Genomic DNA, 15,893 nt, shown 5'->3' on the forward strand with positions numbered 1-15,893 from the left:
ACCCATTCTGGCGATCTGGCTGGCATAATGTAAGTCTAGATCTCAGCAATCTATTACTCAGGCTTGCTTGTGCAAACGCTATCGCGAATAGCCTTCGGCTGATTCGCTCCCACAACGCAGTAACATCACTCCTACACACACGGGCGTTACCTGATTACACTGATGACCTTTAGTAAAAGGGTTCTGTTATGTCTGCCGCGGTTATTTCTATTCTGTCTGCTGGTGTGTTCTTTCTTTTTGGTCTGATCACTGGGGTGATCAAGTATCAGCAGATAGTTGCTTCACCAAAGGGGCGTGCTCATATTTATATCGATGTGTGTCACCGAGCGTCTTTAATGTATGCGTTTGCCTGTGTACTGATTTATCAGTTTGTTTTGATCAGTGAGTTGGCCGATTGGTTAGAGCTCTTAGCGGTCGTACTTCTGGTTGGGTATTTCGCCACTGCGGTAATCAGTTATTTTATCCACGGTATAAAACAAGACACCCGCAATCAGTTGCATCTGTCAGAAGGTGAGAAGCCGACTTTTATACATAAGTCGATTCCAGTCTATATGAGGACACTGATCGCGGCCGAAATTGGTGGCTTTTTAATCTTGTTCTACGGGGTTGTTGTTGCTCTGACATAGCAGAGCTAAACAGTTGCCGATGCGGAGCTATTGGCGCTGTTCGAGAAACTTTCGCAATAACTTAGCATTACGCAGGTTGGCTTTAAAACCAATATCAAATAAATCACCGATCAGTGGTATCGAACCAATCACGGTATCGATACCTATGTTCATGACCATTCGGAGTTTCAGCCAGAAGCCAGCCCCTGACCGATGCGCAAGAACAACAGGATAGAGCGCCATAAGGAAAGACGCTCCATCACCTATTCCGGGCAGCAAACCAATAATCCCGTCTAAACCGATCGAGAATCGCGTAAACGGGATCTTAAACTGCGCATCCATCATGCGCGCAAACTGCTCTACCTGCTTAAGCCGTTTGAGGTCTTCCGATGTTGCCACGTTGTGCCTCATTCTCTATTTCAGTATGAATACGACAGTATAAAACCCGGCTTAGTTTTGAGCAGGCATTAAAAAACCGCCCGTAGGCGGTTTCTATGCACTCACTTACAGCTGTTATTTAACAACCTTGAGTGACGGACGACCAGAGCCTGATGAATCAGACTTGCTCGTTTTTTCCGGCTTACCCGGAGGTGGCGGTGGATCATCCGGGTCCGGCGCGCCGGCTTCAGATCCGAATACCATGCCCTGACCGTTTTCTTTGGCGTAGATCGCCAGAATCGCAATCAAAGGCACGTAAATATCCATTGGCACACCACCGAAGCGTGCATTAAATGACAGCCCTTCCTGGTTGATCAGCAGACTGCGCACTGCAGACGGGCTGATATTCAGCACTATCTGTCCGTTGTTTACGTAATCATCAGGAACCTGAACATTCGGGAGCCCAGCATCAACTAACACGTAAGGCGTGCAGTCGTTGTCGAGTATCCACTCGTTCAGCGCCCGCATCAGGTACGGGCGGCTGGGAGTCATTTTATCTTTCATATCAGTCGCGCATCTCGCGTTCTGCTTCAGACAGAGATGCCTGGAAGCTTTCACGCTCGAACAGACGCTCCATGTACTGAATCAGCGGCTTGCACTGTTTCTCTGGCAGTTCAATACCGAGAAGAGGCAGACGCCACAGGATAGGTGCGACGCAGCAATCAACAATTGAGAACTCTTCGCTCATAAAGAACGGCATCTCAGTGAAGATAGGAGTCGTTGCAACCAGGCTGTCAGTCAGCGCTTTACGCGCTTTTTCTGCATCTTTCGGCTTGCCTGACAGGATGGTTTCAATCAGACCACACCAGTCATGTTCGATGCGATGCATCCACAGACGGCTCTGCGCACGGGCTACTGGATATACTGGCAGCAGTGGTGGGTGAGGAAAACGCTCATCGAGGTATTCCATCATTACGTTTGGCTCGTACAGAACCAGTTCACGGTCTACCAGAGTTGGCAGGCTGTTATACGGGTTCAGTGTGGCCAGATCTTCTGGCTTGTTATCCGGGTCGATATCGTGAATATCAACCGTAACGCCTTTCTCGGCGAGTACGATGCGTACACGGTGGCTGTAGTGATCAGCCGCATCGGATAAGAACGTCATGGAAGAGCGCTTGGCTACAACTCCCATAGTTTCCTCTCTTTTATAACTGCGAATAGTTAATTGGGCACGGCCTGAAACGAATACAGCCCGACCGCTGTTTAAGGCGGTCGGGCTCTGACTCAGGCTCAATTAAGTAAAATTACTTAATATCGCGCCAGAATTCTTTGTTCAGGAAGTATACCGGTACAAAGAAGATGGCCAGGAACAACAGAACCCACCAACCGAGACGCTCACGCTCAACAGCGATAGGCTCAGCCATGTAAACCATGAAGTTTACGAGGTCGTAGACCAGCTTGTCATACTCATCAGCAGACAGTGTGCCTTCTTCTTCGATATACAGAACATGCTCTTTTTCAACCATGATAGGCTGACCAGTCAGAGTGTCGAAACCCTCTTCAACCAGTGCAGTACCCAGTACCTGGTTACCTTGCAGCTCAGCCAGAACGTGTGGCATACCCACATCTTTGAAGACCACGTTGTTTACGCCCCATGGACGGCTGTCATCTTCGTAGAAGCTGCGCAGGTAAGTGTACAGCCAGTCAGGACGGCGTACACGAGCAACCAGCGTCAGGTCTGGTGGGTTAGCACCGAACCAACGCTTGGAGTCTTCCTGTGTCATTGCGATGGTCATCTTGTCACCGAACTTTTTGTCGGCGAACACAAGGTTTTCCATCATCAGTTCTTCTGGAATCTCGAGATCTTTTGCTACACGGTTGTAACGGGCGTGCTCCATAGAGTGACAGCCCATACAGTAGTTAGCGAAAGTCTGAGCACCACGCTGCAGTGACGCAGTGTCGTGCAGGTCAGTACGGTGCTCATCCAGTGGAACGCTGCTGCCAGCAGCCAGAGCGAGCGCTGGGACGAAGGCAGCAACCAGTGCAAATATCTTTTTCATGCCCAGTTTCATCTTAGTGGCCTCCAGTTACGCGCTCAGGGACAGGCTTGGTTTTTTCGAACTTCGGTGCCACTGGCAGGAAGGCGAAGTAACCAAAGTAGATAACAGATGCGATCTGAGCGATCAGAGTAAGAAGCTCAGTTGCAGGCTGTGTACCCAACCACGTCAGCAGTGCGAAGTTGAAGCCAAAGATTACGATGTAAATGCGGCTGACGATGCCTTTGTAACGCCAGCTGCGTACTGGGCTACGATCCAGCCAAGGCAGTACGAACAGTACCGCAATAGCAGCACCCATAGCGATTACACCCAGCAGCTTATCCGGAACCGCACGCAGGATGGCGTAGAACGCACCGAAGTACCAAACAGGAGCAATGTGCTCTGGGGTCTTCAGACCGTTTGCAGGCTCGAAGTTAGCGTATTCCAGCATGAAGCCGTTACCTTCTGGGAAGAAGAACAGCACAGTACAGAACACCATCAGGAAGACCACAATACCCACCAGATCGTGAACGGTGTAGTAAGGGTGGAACGGAATACCGTCGAGCGGCTTGCCGTTTTCGTCTTTGTGTTTCTTGATATCAACGCCATCTGGGTTGTTAGAGCCCACTTCGTGCAGCGCCAACAGGTGCATAACAACGAGGGCAACAATCACCAGAGGTACAGCAACAACGTGCAGTGCGAAGAAGCGGTTCAGGGTAGCGCCTGAAATCAGGAAGTCACCACGGATCCACTCAGTCAGCAGGTCGCCGTATGGCATGACAGAGAACAGAGAAATAATTACCTGAGCACCCCAATAGGACATCTGGCCCCATGGCAGTACGTAACCCATGAAAGCTTCAGCCATCAGGGCAAGGTAAATCAGCATACCGAAGATCCAGATCAGCTCACGTGGCTTCTGGTATGACCCGTACAGAATCGCACGCATCATGTGAAGGTATACAGCAACAAAGAAGAAGGTCGCGCCGGTGGAGTGCATGTAGCGGATCAGCCAGCCCCACTCTACGTCACGCATGATGTATTCGACAGATGCAAAAGCAGCTTCAGCGCTTGGCGTGAACTGCATGGTCAGCCAGATACCGGTCAGGATCTGGTTAACAAGCATGAGCATAGAAAGTACGCCGAAGAAGTACCAGAAGTTGAAGTTCTTCGGTGCATAGTACTTAGACATATGCTTTTCATAGGTCTGGGTTACCGGAAGACGGTCATCGATCCAGGCCATGATTTTATTGGTGTTCTGGCTCATTACGCGTTCTCCTCATCAACACCGACCACAACCACATTTTCGCTTTCGAACATGTAGGCAGGGACAATAAGGTTATCAGACGCTGGAGAACCGCCGTAGACGCGACCAGACAGGTCAAAACGCGAACCGTGACACGGACAGAACCAACCGCCCTGCCAGTTTGGATCAAATGGCTGCGGCTGCACTTCAGGGATGTACTTTGGAGCACAGCCCAGGTGAGTACAAACACCCAGCAGAACGATCAGCTCAGGCTTGCGGGAACGGTAAAGGTTGTCAGCGTATTCAGGCTGCTGCGCTTTATTAGCGTTCTCAGGATCTTTCAACCGGTCAGCAAGGCCTTCCAGAGTGTTCAGCATGTCGTCGGTACGGCGAGCGACATACACCGGCTTACCGCGCCATTCAGCGGTGACCATTGCACCTGGTTCTACTTTGCTGACATCGATCTTCGCCGGAGCACCAGCTGCCTTCGCTTTTTCACTTGGCATCCAGGACTTAACGAAGGGCACCGCAAGGAAGCCAGCACCGACAGCACCGACACCGGCAGTAGCGCCGACCAGCAGAGTACGCCGGGCCTTATTAACGCCGTCTTGACTCATTACCATCTTCTCCCATCATTTAAATTCTTATGCAGCTACGCGACCTGCGCTAGTTGTACATAATTTATACAGATCAAGCGTAGCATACAGGGCGGCGCACATAATAGAGAAAACAGGGTCAGGAAACAACCAGAAATACCCACAAGGCATGGGGTTTTGGGCATAAAAAAAGCGCTTATTGATCTGTGCCAATAAGCGCTTCTTTTTGTTCTTCGGCGTTGGATTAACGCTTGGAGAACTGTGGCTTCTTACGTGCTTTACGCAGACCCACTTTCTTACGTTCAACTTCACGAGCGTCACGAGTAACGTAACCCGCTGCACGCAGTGAAGGACGCAGAGTTTCATCGTACTGCATCAGTGCACGGGTGATACCGTGACGGATTGCACCGGCCTGGCCATTACCGCCACCGCCTTGTACGTTGATGATTACGTCGAACTTTTCGAGGCTTTCAGTCAGTTCGAGTGGCTGACGAACAACCATACGAGCCGTTTCACGACCGAAGTACTCGTCCAGAGGACGCTTGTTTACTACGATGCTGCCAGTACCAGGACGCAGGAAGACGCGCGCGGTGGAGGTCTTACGACGACCGGTACCATAGTATTGTGTTACTGCCATCATCTTATCCCAGGTTCAGTTCTTGCGGTTGCTGAGCAGTATGTGGGTGCTCAGTACCTGCGTAAACTTTCATTTTCTTGAACATAGCACGACCAAGAGGATTCTTAGGAAGCATGCCTTTCACCGCAAGTTCGATTACCTGTTCTGGCTTGTAATCAATCAGCTTTTCAAAAGAGATTGATTTCAGACCACCCGGGTAACCTGTGTGGCGATGGTACATCTTATCGCCAGCTTTCTTGCCGGTTACTTTTACTTTGTCTGCGTTGATAACAACGATGTAATCACCGGTGTCAACGTGTGGTGTGTATTCTGGCTTGTGCTTTCCTCTCAGGCGGAGAGCAACCTCAGTGGCCAGGCGACCCAGCGTTTTATCAGCTGCATCAACTACAAACCACTCACGTTTTACGGCTTCTGGTTTTGCGCTGTAAGTTTTCATCAAATTCTCGCCTTCAAGGGCATTGTTGATTCGAAAAGAGGGCGGCATTCTATAGGAGGGATTGGGGTAGTGCAAGGACTAATTCAATTAGTTTTTGAGTCCCTGCATTACGAGGTAAAAACTCAGTACTGCTCTGGTTCTTTAAGAGAAACCAGGCCCCAAATCAAGCTCAGAAGAGCCACCATAACGTCGAGCAGAATGGCCAACCCCATCGCCTGGGAGGTTTCTTCTGCCTGATCATATCCCATCACCTGCCCTGCCCAGAAGAATCCGGCGCTGACGAGAAAGCCAACCACAATACAGGTAATCAGGAAGTAACCTTTTGCATCATCCAGCATCAGTTTCTCCTGAGCCAGGAGTCTCTGGATCCACCAGCGTATGCCACCACAAAGAACCAATGTAATGAGTACGCCTGATAAAAAGTAAATCGCCATTGTCGCTAAGCCCCCGCACAGCGATGATATCCATGCAGGAAAGCTTAGTTCAGAATGACCTGTCCGCAAGGAAAGTCAGACGAATATCACCGGCGCGCTATTACGACTATCAGGTTACGGCTCGCTGCTCAGTGTTCACGTGTAGAGCGGAACTGAATATCCGGCCAACGCTCCTCAGTCAGCGACAGGTTCACACGAGTCGGCGCAATGTAAGTCAGGTAGCCACCGCCATCGATCGCCAGGTTCTCACCGCCCTTACGCTTAAACTCTTCCAGCTTGCGCTCGTCATCGCAGTAAACCCAGCGTGCGGTGTTTACGTTCACCGGCTCGTAGATGCACTCAACCTTATATTCATCGCGCAGACGCTGCTGTACAACGTCAAACTGCAGCACACCCACCGCCCCGAGAATCAGGTCGTTGTTATTGAGCGGCATAAACAGCTGCGTCGCCCCTTCTTCTGAAAGCTGCTGCAGACCTTTCTGCAGCTGTTTCATCTTCAGAGGGTCTTTTAAGCGAACACGCTTAAACAGTTCCGGCGCAAAGTGCGGAATCCCGGTGAACTGACGATCTTCACCCATAGTGAAGGTGTCGCCAATCTGAATGGTGCCATGGTTATGCAGACCAATAATGTCGCCAGAGATGGCTTCTTCCACCGCCGAACGGTCACCGGCCAGGAAGGTCACGGCATCGGCAATCTTCACGTCTTTGCCGATTCGGACGTGCTTCATTTTCATGCCCTTGCTGTAGGTGCCCGAGCAGATGCGCATAAAGGCGATGCGGTCACGGTGTTTCGGGTCCATGTTGGCCTGAATTTTAAAGACGAAGCCGGTGAACTTATCGCTGTCAGGTGCGACTTCGCCCAGATCAGTACCACGCGGCAATGGCGATGGTGCCCACTCAACAAAGTAATTGAGCATTTCACGCACACCAAAGTTGGCCAGTGCCGTTCCGAAGAAGACTGGCGTCAGCTTGCCATCGAGGTATTCCTGCAGATCGAATTCGTGACTGGCCGCCTGTACCAGTTCGATTTCTTCTTTAACTTCTTCAATAAGCTCTGCGCCCAACAGCTCCAGCGCCTCAGGTGAGTCGAGCCCGCCAATCTGGATATCATCCGGTACGACGCTCGCCTGACCTTGTTTGAATACATGGATGGTATCGGTCATCAGGTCGTAGATACCTTTAAAGGCTTTCCCCATGCCGATTGGCCATGTGACCGGTGCGCACTTAATATTGAGTACAGTTTCAATCTCATCCAGTACTTCGATGTGATCACGGACTTCACGGTCCATCTTATTGATGAAGGTGAAAATTGGCGTATCGCGCAGACGACAGACATCCATCAGCTTGATGGTCCGGTCTTCTACACCTTTCGCGCCGTCGATCACCATCAGTACCGAGTCAACAGCGGTCAGTGTGCGATACGTATCTTCTGAGAAGTCCTCGTGCCCGGGCGTGTCCAGCAGGTTGACCATACGCTCACGATACGGGAACTGCATCACCGAGGTCGTGATCGAGATACCCCGCTCCTGCTCCATCTGCATCCAGTCAGACGTGGCCATACGACCTGTCTTCTTACCTTTTACGGTACCAGCGAGCTGAATCGCATTCCCGAACAGCAGCAGCTTTTCAGTAATGGTGGTTTTACCCGCGTCCGGGTGAGAGATAATGCCGAAAGTACGGCGTTTGCCGACTTCCTGCTGAAATGGTGTATCAGACATGACTTCTCTGAGCTGGAGATTGAAAGGCCGCTATTCTCCCTGAAAGCGGCCTTCTGTTCAAAGGGTGATCGAAGCCGTGTGTGTTTACTGATATGCCTGCCACAACAGAGGCCCAAACGCGACGATAATTAAGGCCGTTGCCATGGTAACCAGTGGCAGCAGAATCTTTTCGTGGCGATACCAGAAGTTCTCCCCTTCCGTCTCAAGCTTTGACAGCCGGATTTCTTCTTCACCAACGACCTGCCTTGTCAGCAGATGATTCAACGCTACGGGCGGACTCAGATACCCCAGCTCGAAGGCTACCAAGGTCACCATCCAGAAATGAATAGGATCAATACCGGCTTTATAGGCAATGCCAGCAATGGTGACGCTGACCAGCAACACGGCGCCATATGGGTCCATGATCATGCCAATCAATACCAGAATAGTGACGAGCGCCAACATCGCAACCCAGACCGAGCTGAACTCGGCAGGCAGCAGAGTCATCAACTCAGCCCGCTCAATCACACCACCAATGGTCATGGTCGTGCCCATCAACATCAACAAGGCACCGATATGTACAGTCGCCTCTGACGTAGATGACTGAAGATTGGCAAACAACGAAGGTTTCTCAGGCGTACTCTCATCTACCACACCGGATGTCCGTGCTCTTTTATCTGCAACGCGCTCATAAACAAGAATCACAGCAAGTAACACAGGAAGAATGGTCGGCGCTGAAAATTCATCCAGGTACGCCGCCAACACCAAAGCGTAAACGACCAGAGTGGCGGCAATAAGCACGACATACGGTATCAGCGGCTTCAGTGCTCTGAAAAACGCGGGCCACGCACTGCCTTCTGATGATTGAAGGTTCTGATAATCGCCCTTTTCGCTCGTGATAAAGGCGTAAAAAGCAAAAAGCGCCGTTGTTAGTAGGAATACTTTTACACCCCAGCCAAATAACTCGTCAGTGGTCACTTCGTTATTCAGCGCCGCAACAATCACCACTAGTAAGCACGGCCTTAACACCACACCCAGCGACCCGGACATGGCCGTCGCCGCGAGCGCCAGTTGTCGACGAGCTCCGGCTCTGCGCACCTCAAGGTAGACAAGGCTGCCCACGGCAATGACAAAGATACCCGAACCACCAGTATACGCCGTAGGCACCGCGGACACAGCAACGGCGATGACTGCCAACATTTCAGGGCGGAAGTTAAACGGGCGGAAAACATCAAACACTTTCTGAGCCAGATCGGTACGCTTCAGCAACATACCAATCAGCACATAGAGAGCCACATTCAGCATCAGAGAGGCCAGCTCCATCATCTGATTGATATAAATACCAATGCCCGAAGCGTGCCCGTTTAATAAAAAGTAACTACCAGAGATAAGCGTAAAAATGGCGTACAGCGGAGTAGCCAACAACGCACTGCCGAGATTACCACCCGGCTGTGCATCGGCAGGTACTTTAATCACCTGATAGAGGCAGATCGCCATCGCGGAGCCGAAGCCAAGAATCCAGACCCAGAGCAGTGTCAGATGCTCAGAACTTACGTTAATACCGGCTGATACCGCGACGGTCTTAAAGCTGATCATGGAAGAGAACAGAATGGCAAAGGCACCCAGTTGTGCCAGTGCCGATACCCGATAGTCCAGCACACTTGCCGCAGGACGCAGCGAAATATGATGTTTTCGAAAGAGTGCCGTGCCACCACAGATCAGAACTAGCACCGCCAGCATGATGCCCGAAGCGACCATGCGGAATTCACCCAGGTCCGCGACCCACTTTTCTAACGACCGATAGGCTTCAACCGTAGGGGTAATACGATCGACGATGCCGTGGTAACGCTTGAATTTAAACTCGCAGTCGGCTTTTGCCGCTTCGAGCGACTGGCGTAGTACATCCGGTGGAACAGGATCAACAGCCAGCAGATCAAACTCGTCATCGGCCTCTTCCTGCTCCCTAATCATGCGCTGAAGCGCCTGTTCTATATCCTGATCCGGGTCGCAGGCGGGCGCTTTAGGATCAATCCGTAACTGGTAATACCCTTCCCACTGAGCCTCACCAAACAATAAAAGCTGAGCATGTATGGCGTGACTGGTGTTCAGCAATACAACGATGAGTAAGATCAGAAACGCAGGAAACGTGGAAAGCCATCGATAAAGGCCTTCATTTTTGCCAGGCGCACTTTTATCAGAGTGAGTTATTCCGTTCAGATCCATACAGCTGACCCCGTTGCTGGCAGTATTATTTTTATTGAATCGCAGGGGAATCATACACAGAAATATTACACTTTGTGTAACGCCCGCAAGCCCGGTTAGCATATACCCCGAGCGATTAAATTCATTCAGAGCCAATTATGACCGACAGCAGCGATACTCCCCGTCCAACGTCCCAACACATGCCCAATATTGATGATGACTGCCTGAGCCCAATCGACGAAGGCCTTCTTTTTGAAGAAAAAGAGAGTGAACACAAGCCAAGGATTCTTTTGCTCTATGGATCACTGCGCGAGCGCTCATTCAGTCGTCTTGCGACAGAGGAAGCCGCCCGGATTCTGGAGTGGTTAGGGGCTGAAACGCGGACGTTTAATCCCTCCGGTTTGCCACTGCCTGATGATGCAGATGCCGATCACCCGAAGGTGAAGGAGCTGCGCGAGCTGGCCAACTGGAGCGAAGGTATGGTCTGGTGCAGCCCGGAACGTCACGGCGCGATGACAGGCATTATGAAATCGCAGATTGACTGGATTCCTCTCGCATTGCAGGGCGTGCGCCCGACGCAAGGTAAAACACTGGCCATTATGCAGGTGTGTGGCGGATCACAATCATTTAATGCCGTTAACCAGATGCGTATTCTGGGACGTTGGATGCGTATGGTGACCATCCCGAATCAATCGTCAGTACCGAAAGCCTGGCTGGAGTTCGATGACGACAACCGCATGAAGCCGTCGTCTTATTACGACCGCATCGTTGACGTTATGGAAGAGCTGATGAAATTCACCCTGCTGCTCAGGGATAAAAAAGACTACTTTACCGACCGCTACTCGGAGCGAAAAGAAAGTGCAGAAGAATTCAGAAAGCGGATCGACACCCGCTCACTCTGAACTCTAATCTACTTTTACCAGGCCGCCTTTTTCGTATCCGAGGCGGCCCGTCCTGACCTTCTGACGTTGCATTCCCGGCACCGGCCGCAACATAAACAGGTCACCATTCCGCCCGGTCATGGTACGCGAAATTCCGCAGCCCTTTGCCAGCCCTGCGTGGGCTTTCATATGCTCAGTTTCACCATGAACAGGAATCGCAATCTCAGGCTGAACCCAGTTATATAAGAGCTTCAGTTCATCCTGCGCCGGATGCCCCGAAGCATGGATGTCATGCTCTGCATTATCGACCGTAATGACCTCAACACCGATCGCAGTGAGCTGATCTATCACGCCCTGAATAGCTTCTTCATTACCGGGGATCGCGCGGGCACTGAAGATCACCCGATCGCCTGCTTCCAGTTCAAAATCCGGATGCGTTCCGGCGGCAAGCCTGCGCAACGCGGTGCGGGGTTCCCCCTGACTGCCGGTCGCAACCGCGAGTACTTCATTGCGCGGTAAATAACCCAGATGCCCGGTATCGACCGAGCCCGCATTAAACGGCCACACGCCAGCACGCTTTGCGCACTGATGCATATTAATCAGCGAGCGGCCATACAGCCCCATGTAACGCCCGGTATCTTCGGCAATATGAGATAACGTCAGCAAACGCGCGATATTACTGCCGAAACAGGTGACAACCACGCGACCTTTCGCACTCTCGATGTAATGGCGTAACCCATCATAAAGATCACCCTCTGATACTGAGTGCCCCTTTGTCGTGGCATTGGTCGAGTCGCACACCATCGCCAACACCCCCTCATCGGCCAGCTTACGGAAGGTCTCTTCTTTATAGCCATGGCCAACGACCGGATCAGGGTCAAGCTTCCAGTCACCCGTATGGAAGATGTTCCCGACTGGGGTGCGGATCATTAAACAGTTCGGATCAGGAATCGAATGGGTTAACGGCAACCACTGCACGTCAAACGGGCCGATATGCAAACGCTCGCCAGTTTCAGGAATAATGATTTTCACCTGATGCAACAGACCATGCTCGGCGAGCTTTTTCTTGAGTACTTCAGCGGTAAACCGCGTGCAATAAATCGGGCAGCGCAGTTTGTGCCAGAGATACGGGACAGCACCAACGTGATCTTCGTGGGCGTGGGTAATAATTAAACCTGCCAGATCATCCTTACACGCTTCAATAAATTCAGGGTCAGGCATCTGCGTGTCGGGCTCGCCGCTATGATGACGCGTGCCATCTGCGCTGACACGCCCGGGCTTAGGGAAGGTGACGCCACAATCGACCATCAACCACTTTCCGTCGTGGCCATACAGGTTCATGTTCATGCCGATTTCGCCGGTACCGCCTAAGGGCAGAAAGACCAGGTCCGAACTGGAAGGCGTCATAAATCAGGCTCGCAACGCTGCCCAACAGGAATATCCGTAATAATAATATCTGCTCCGTGATTACAGGCTGACTTCAGAGATTCAGCATCATCGACCAGAAAGGTTCCAAACAGAACCTGGCTCTGGTGTAGTTTCTCAACAGAAGAATGCGACATAACTATCGTTGGGCCAATCAATACATCTGCATTTGATTCCTGCGCGGCATCGACAGGATTTTCAGCGAAGAAAAAAGTACGAATGGCTGCCATCGCTCCGATATAATCCCAATCCTCTCCAGCGTAGAAAGCAGGATATGAGAGTGCAATTCGAGCATTAAAATCTTCAAGAGAATGCTTTATTTTTTCCACCTGATGCTTCTCAGGAACTTCGATAAATACAGGGTTTTCTATTTCCTGTTCAGTCAACGCCAGAAATATTTCAGCGCCGTACTCTTCAACATCCAGTGTGACTCCGTCCTGAATTTTCAGATCGAGATAAATGGTTTTATCAGGATAATTTCTGGCAACAGAAAGAGCTTCAGCCAGCGTTACCAGCGGATGGTACTCAGACGTCTTTTCTGCAGCACCGCTCTTTCCAGCAGGGAAGTGGCATTCGAACAATTCATTCAGCTCATCTGAATACACATCCCGGATATATACAGGTTCAAATGCCTGACCATCGTAGCGACGACAGTTTTCCTGACTGATCCATGGATCATGAGCCAGCAACGGAACACTATCGCCGGCCAATACGATATCGATTTCGATACCGTCGTAATCGTTCCGCTGGAGAGTTGCTTCAATCGCCCGTAAGGAATTCAGGGGCGCATCTCCTGCACTGGCACCGTGAGCGAGGTAGAGCCGCGATTTAAGACTGGCGACCTCAGAATCCAGAGGCTTCACTGGAGATAACGAACAGCCCGCCAACATCAGCGACAGCCAACCGAGTAATACGGTTGTCGATAAGGCCATAGCCTGAGGGGGAAATATTGCGCGCTTAGTTATCACCTTGTTTCTTACCGTCAATTGAACATCCTTGTGGACCACAGGTGTCGCATCGCTGTTGACCTGTCAGCCAGCCAGACACCTTGTAACGATTGCGCGCAAACCAGAGATAGGCTTTATCTGCAAACCAGCGAATAACGGGCCATCTCAGAGGGGCAATCCAGAAGCCTCGTCCAACTAGCGACCAGGCACGATAAGTGACATCTAAACCCAGCAGGAGTTCACCGTCTACGGTGTCGGCGTGAAGGATGGTGCTCGCCGCCTGCGGATCAATGTGCGGATAACGCTCAGTAAACCCTTCCTGCTGAATATCCACCAGCGTCAGGCGACCGGCCTGATCTGCCTTTCTCAGGTGGTCCATTTCGCGCACACACAGAGGGCAGTAGCCATCGTAATACAGGGTAAGTTCAGACATGCACACAACCTCGCTGATTGATACAATGCACCACTATTTTACGCTTAAAGAGACAATAGATCATGCCTCAGTATCGTTCCAAGACGTCTACCGCTGGCCGTAATATGGCTGGAGCCCGCGCCCTGTGGCGTGCGACGGGTATGAAAGACGATGATTTCCAGAAACCCATCATCGCCGTTGCGAACTCATTTACTCAGTTCGTTCCGGGTCACGTTCACCTGAAAGATCTTGGCCAGCTGGTTGCCCGCGAGATTGAGAAAGCCGGTGGCGTAGCGAAGGAATTCAACACGATTGCCGTAGATGACGGCATCGCCATGGGTCACGACGGCATGCTCTACAGCCTGCCTAGCCGTGAAATCATCGCTGACTCTGTCGAATACATGGTTAACGCGCACTGTGCTGATGCGATTGTCTGTATCTCGAACTGCGACAAAATCACCCCAGGAATGCTGTTGGCCGCTCTGCGCCTGAATATTCCAGTGATCTTTGTTTCTGGCGGCCCGATGGAAGCCGGCAAGACAAAACTGTCTGAGCACAAGCTGGATCTGGTTGATGCTATGGTCATCGCCGCTGACGATTCTGCCTCTGATGAGAAAGTCGCCGAATACGAGCGCAGCGCCTGTCCGACCTGCGGTTCGTGCTCTGGCATGTTCACCGCAAACTCGATGAACTGTCTGACTGAAGCACTGGGTCTGGCCCTGCCGGGCAACGGCTCAGTACTGGCAACGCACGCTGACCGCGAGCAACTGTTCCTCGAAGCAGGTCGTCGTATCGTTGAAAACGCCAAGCGTTACTACGAGCAAGACGACGAGTCTGTACTGCCACGTTCAATCGCCAGCTTCAAAGCGTTTGAAAACGCGATGACCCTCGATATCGTCATGGGCGGTTCAACCAATACTATTCTGCACTTACTGGCAGCCGCGCAAGAAGCCGAAGTCGACTTCGACCTGAAAGACATTGATCGCCTGTCACGCGTGGTTCCTCAGCTTTGTAAAGTGGCACCGAACTCACCGCTATATCATATGGAAGACGTTCACCGCGCCGGTGGCATCATGGGCATTTTGGGTGAAATCGACCGCGCAGGCCTGCTGCACAACGACCTGCCAACGGTTCACAGCGCCACCATGAAAGAAGCACTGGATAAGTGGGACATCATGCGCAGCCCGAGCGAAGAAGTGGTTCAGTTCTACAAAGCGGGCCCAGCGGGAATTCCGACTCAGACGGCGTTCAGCCAGAGTACTCGCTGGCCAACACTCGATGGCGACCGCGAAAATGGCTGTATCCGCAGCATCGACAACGCCTACTCACTGGAAGGCGGTCTGGCAGTACTGTACGGCAACATCGCCCTCGATGGCTGTGTGGTAAAAACCGCCGGTGTGGATGAGTCTATCCATGTATTCCAAGGCCGTGCGCGCATCTTCGAAAGTCAGGACGACGCCGTCACCGGCATCCTGAATGACGAAATCGTCGCTGGTGATATCGTCATCATCCGCTACGAAGGCCCGAAAGGTGGCCCGGGCATGCAGGAAATGCTGTACCCAACCTCGTACCTTAAATCGAAAGGTTTGGGCAAAGAATGCGCCCTGCTGACTGACGGACGCTTCTCTGGCGGTACCTCTGGCCTGTCGATTGGTCACTGTTCACCAGAAGCTGCTTCTGGTGGTGCGATTGGCCTGTTGAAAGACGGCGATATCATCAACATCGATATCCCTAACCGTTCGATCAATGTCGACCTGACTGCCGAAGAGCTGTCTCACCGTCGCCATGAGCAGGATAAGAAAGGCTGGAAACCAGCGGCTGAGCGTCCACGTAAAGTGACCACAGCCCTGAAAGCCTACGCTAAGTTCGCGACCAGCGCCGACAAAGGTGCTGTCCGCGACAAGGCAATGCTCGACGACTGATAAAGAAAAGGCCGGCTTATGCCGTAATGCTGTTCACTTAAG

The 15,893-nt window shown here is 51.7% G+C and carries 17 protein-coding genes; 3 read left to right on the forward strand and 14 right to left on the reverse strand.

All coding sequences use genetic code 11. The features are described 5' to 3' along the window. The first annotated feature begins 188 nt into the window (after positions 1-188). On the forward strand, positions 189-626 hold the full coding sequence (locus B2R29_RS12610; protein ID WP_300428590.1) for a hypothetical protein: 438 nt from the start codon (positions 189-191) through the stop codon (positions 624-626). A 27-nt stretch (positions 627-653) separates the two neighbouring features. Here B2R29_RS12610 and B2R29_RS12615 read toward each other — a convergent pair whose 3' ends face one another. From B2R29_RS12615 to B2R29_RS12665, 11 genes are all read right to left on the reverse strand, one after another. Continuing rightward, positions 654-1,016, reverse strand: a complete 363-nt coding sequence (locus B2R29_RS12615) for a DUF4112 domain-containing protein (RefSeq protein ID WP_300428592.1) — start codon at positions 1,014-1,016, stop codon at positions 654-656. A 102-nt stretch (positions 1,017-1,118) separates the two neighbouring features. Continuing rightward, positions 1,119-1,535 (reverse strand): ClpXP protease specificity-enhancing factor, encoded by a 417-nt coding sequence (locus B2R29_RS12620; RefSeq protein WP_300428594.1) that lies wholly within the window; start codon positions 1,533-1,535, stop codon positions 1,119-1,121. 13 nt (positions 1,536-1,548) lie between these two features. Continuing rightward, on the reverse strand, positions 1,549-2,175 hold the full coding sequence (gene sspA, locus B2R29_RS12625; protein WP_300428595.1) for a stringent starvation protein SspA: 627 nt from the start codon (positions 2,173-2,175) through the stop codon (positions 1,549-1,551). A gap of 112 nt (positions 2,176-2,287) precedes the next feature. Continuing rightward, on the reverse strand, positions 2,288-3,043 hold the full coding sequence (locus tag B2R29_RS12630) for a cytochrome c1 (RefSeq protein WP_300428597.1): 756 nt from the start codon (positions 3,041-3,043) through the stop codon (positions 2,288-2,290). Positions 3,044-3,056: 13 nt separating this feature from the next. Further along, a complete protein-coding gene (locus tag B2R29_RS12635) occupies positions 3,057-4,283 on the reverse strand; it encodes a cytochrome b (protein ID WP_301181391.1) in 1,227 nt (408 codons plus the stop codon). Further along, positions 4,283-4,879: a ubiquinol-cytochrome c reductase iron-sulfur subunit gene (gene petA, locus B2R29_RS12640; RefSeq protein ID WP_301181392.1), complete on the reverse strand. Its 597-nt coding sequence runs from the start codon at positions 4,877-4,879 to the stop codon at positions 4,283-4,285. The genes B2R29_RS12635 and petA overlap by 1 nt, the downstream gene beginning before the upstream one ends. 223 nt (positions 4,880-5,102) lie before the next feature. Next, the gene (gene rpsI / locus B2R29_RS12645; protein WP_068443028.1) at positions 5,103-5,495 is read right to left on the reverse strand and encodes a 30S ribosomal protein S9; all 393 of its coding nucleotides are present in this window, start codon (positions 5,493-5,495) and stop codon (positions 5,103-5,105) included. A 4-nt stretch (positions 5,496-5,499) separates the two neighbouring features. After that, positions 5,500-5,931: a 50S ribosomal protein L13 gene (gene rplM / locus B2R29_RS12650; RefSeq protein ID WP_301181393.1), complete on the reverse strand. Its 432-nt coding sequence runs from the start codon at positions 5,929-5,931 to the stop codon at positions 5,500-5,502. A 122-nt stretch (positions 5,932-6,053) separates the two neighbouring features. Next, entirely contained in the window at positions 6,054-6,269 is a 216-nt protein-coding gene (locus B2R29_RS12655) for a hypothetical protein (RefSeq protein WP_301181394.1), read from the reverse strand. Between the two features lie 224 nt (positions 6,270-6,493). Continuing rightward, complete coding sequence (locus B2R29_RS12660) at positions 6,494-8,083, reverse strand: peptide chain release factor 3 (RefSeq protein WP_301181395.1); 1,590 nt, start codon at positions 8,081-8,083, stop codon at positions 6,494-6,496. An 84-nt stretch (positions 8,084-8,167) separates the two neighbouring features. Next, positions 8,168-10,285 carry a TRAP transporter large permease subunit gene (locus tag B2R29_RS12665; protein ID WP_301181396.1) on the reverse strand — a complete coding sequence of 706 codons (2,118 nt, stop codon included), beginning with the start codon at positions 10,283-10,285 and terminating at the stop codon, positions 8,168-8,170. A gap of 137 nt (positions 10,286-10,422) precedes the next feature. Between B2R29_RS12665 and arsH the strand changes: the two genes are divergently transcribed. After that, positions 10,423-11,166 carry an arsenical resistance protein ArsH gene (arsH, locus tag B2R29_RS12670; protein ID WP_374047323.1) on the forward strand — a complete coding sequence of 248 codons (744 nt, stop codon included), beginning with the start codon at positions 10,423-10,425 and terminating at the stop codon, positions 11,164-11,166. A gap of 3 nt (positions 11,167-11,169) precedes the next feature. On the opposite strand, the gene B2R29_RS12675 is transcribed toward arsH, so the two are convergent. From B2R29_RS12675 to B2R29_RS12685, 3 genes are read right to left on the reverse strand one after another with little or no spacing between them, the layout of a single operon-like run. Then, complete coding sequence (locus B2R29_RS12675) at positions 11,170-12,552, reverse strand: ribonuclease J (protein ID WP_301181397.1); 1,383 nt, start codon at positions 12,550-12,552, stop codon at positions 11,170-11,172. Then, a complete protein-coding gene (locus B2R29_RS12680) occupies positions 12,549-13,538 on the reverse strand; it encodes a glycerophosphodiester phosphodiesterase (protein WP_301181398.1) in 990 nt (329 codons plus the stop codon). The genes B2R29_RS12675 and B2R29_RS12680 overlap by 4 nt, the downstream gene beginning before the upstream one ends. Continuing rightward, positions 13,528-13,950: a thiol-disulfide oxidoreductase DCC family protein gene (locus B2R29_RS12685; RefSeq protein WP_301181399.1), complete on the reverse strand. Its 423-nt coding sequence runs from the start codon at positions 13,948-13,950 to the stop codon at positions 13,528-13,530. Before B2R29_RS12685 ends, B2R29_RS12680 begins: the two co-directional genes overlap by 11 nt. Positions 13,951-14,012: 62 nt before the next feature. Here B2R29_RS12685 and ilvD point away from each other — a divergent pair, with 62 nt between their 5' ends. Next, positions 14,013-15,851, forward strand: coding sequence for a dihydroxy-acid dehydratase (gene ilvD / locus B2R29_RS12690; RefSeq protein ID WP_301181400.1), 1,839 nt, complete (start codon positions 14,013-14,015; stop codon positions 15,849-15,851). Positions 15,852-15,893: the final 42 nt, after the last annotated feature.

Origin of the sequence: Thalassolituus sp. UBA3500, assembly GCF_002377545.1 — a bacterium.
Classification (GTDB): Bacteria; Pseudomonadota; Gammaproteobacteria; order Pseudomonadales; family Oceanobacteraceae; genus Thalassolituus.

Bases quoted from the DNA above. Each gene is read 5' to 3' on its own strand.
- B2R29_RS12610 (WP_300428590.1), top strand. From the start codon at position 189: ATGTCTGCCGCGGTTATTTCTATTCTGTCTGCTGGTGTGTTCTTTCTT.
- B2R29_RS12615 (WP_300428592.1), bottom strand. From the start codon at position 1,016: ATGAGGCACAACGTGGCAACATCGGAAGACCTCAAACGGCTTAAGCAG.
- B2R29_RS12620 (WP_300428594.1), bottom strand. From the start codon at position 1,535: ATGACTCCCAGCCGCCCGTACCTGATGCGGGCGCTGAACGAGTGGATA.
- sspA (WP_300428595.1), bottom strand. From the start codon at position 2,175: ATGGGAGTTGTAGCCAAGCGCTCTTCCATGACGTTCTTATCCGATGCG.
- B2R29_RS12630 (WP_300428597.1), bottom strand. From the start codon at position 3,043: ATGAAAAAGATATTTGCACTGGTTGCTGCCTTCGTCCCAGCGCTCGCT.
- B2R29_RS12635 (WP_301181391.1), bottom strand. From the start codon at position 4,283: ATGAGCCAGAACACCAATAAAATCATGGCCTGGATCGATGACCGTCTT.
- petA (WP_301181392.1), bottom strand. From the start codon at position 4,879: ATGAGTCAAGACGGCGTTAATAAGGCCCGGCGTACTCTGCTGGTCGGC.
- rpsI (WP_068443028.1), bottom strand. From the start codon at position 5,495: ATGGCAGTAACACAATACTATGGTACCGGTCGTCGTAAGACCTCCACC.
- rplM (WP_301181393.1), bottom strand. From the start codon at position 5,931: ATGAAAACTTACAGCGCAAAACCAGAAGCCGTAAAACGTGAGTGGTTT.
- B2R29_RS12655 (WP_301181394.1), bottom strand. From the start codon at position 6,269: ATGCTGGATGATGCAAAAGGTTACTTCCTGATTACCTGTATTGTGGTT.
- B2R29_RS12660 (WP_301181395.1), bottom strand. From the start codon at position 8,083: ATGTCTGATACACCATTTCAGCAGGAAGTCGGCAAACGCCGTACTTTC.
- B2R29_RS12665 (WP_301181396.1), bottom strand. From the start codon at position 10,285: ATGGATCTGAACGGAATAACTCACTCTGATAAAAGTGCGCCTGGCAAA.
- arsH (WP_374047323.1), top strand. From the start codon at position 10,423: ATGACCGACAGCAGCGATACTCCCCGTCCAACGTCCCAACACATGCCC.
- B2R29_RS12675 (WP_301181397.1), bottom strand. From the start codon at position 12,552: ATGACGCCTTCCAGTTCGGACCTGGTCTTTCTGCCCTTAGGCGGTACC.
- B2R29_RS12685 (WP_301181399.1), bottom strand. From the start codon at position 13,950: ATGTCTGAACTTACCCTGTATTACGATGGCTACTGCCCTCTGTGTGTG.
- ilvD (WP_301181400.1), top strand. From the start codon at position 14,013: ATGCCTCAGTATCGTTCCAAGACGTCTACCGCTGGCCGTAATATGGCT.